Source organism: Arthrobacter sp. 2RAF6 (genome assembly GCF_052115205.1).
In the GTDB taxonomy this organism is placed as follows: Bacteria; Actinomycetota; Actinomycetes; order Actinomycetales; family Micrococcaceae; genus Arthrobacter.
In genome coordinates this window covers 1-890 of sequence record NZ_JBFRGF010000103.1, presented here as the reverse complement: position 1 = coordinate 890, position 890 = coordinate 1, and the positions used below count along the sequence as shown (strand labels likewise).

Below are 890 nucleotides of genomic sequence, written 5' to 3'. Positions count from 1 at the left end.
CTCTCCGCCTACAACGGGCAGACCATCGTGCTCTGGTTCAATGTCCACCTCGACGGCGCCAGCCCGGCGGATGACACCTGGATGTACCTCGACGACGTCGCCCTCGCCAACAGCCCAACGACGGCGACGGCACCCGCCGCTCCGGCCGGCGTGGGCGCGACGGCGGGCAACGCCTCCGCGACCGTGTCCTGGACCGCGCCGGCCAATGGCGGGTCCGCGATCACCTCCTACGCCGTGACCCCGCACGCCGGCGCCACGACCCTGGCCCCGGTCACCGTCACCGGCAACCCGCCCGCGACGACCGCGAGCATCACCGGGCTGAGCAACGGCACCGCCTACACCTTCACCGTGACCGCCACGAACGCCGTCGGGACTTCCCCGGCGTCGGCGGCCTCGGCAGCCGTCACCCCCACCGCGGGGGCGACGGCACCCGCCGCCCCGACCGGGGTCAGCGCGACCGCGGGCAACGCCTCCGCCACCGTGTCCTGGACCGCCCCGGCCAACGGCGGCTCCCCGATCACCTCCTACGCCGTCACCCCGCACGCCGGCGCCACGACCCTGGCCCCGGTCACCGTCACCGGGACACCCCCGGCCACGACCACAACCGTGACCGGGCTGAGCAACGGCACCGCCTACACCTTCACCGTCACCGCCACGAACGCCATCGGCACCTCCCCGGCCTCCGCGGCCTCGGCAGCCGTCACCCCGACCGGAACAACAACCACGACCATCACCAACGGCGGCTTCGAATCCGGGCTCAGCTCCTGGATCACCGGCGGCGTCCGGGCACCCGTAGCCTCCACCACCGCCCACACCGGCACTGGTTCTGCTTTGCTGGGTGTGGCTTCGGGGACGGAGCCATTGGGAGACAGCAGCCTGTCCCAGACCAT

At 73.0% G+C, this 890-nt stretch carries 1 protein-coding gene; it reads left to right on the top strand.

The window, feature by feature from the left end; genetic code table 11:
- The coding region (locus AB4Z38_RS25655) for a fibronectin type III domain-containing protein (protein ID WP_441432329.1) at window positions 1-890 on the top strand (890 nt) is incomplete at both ends.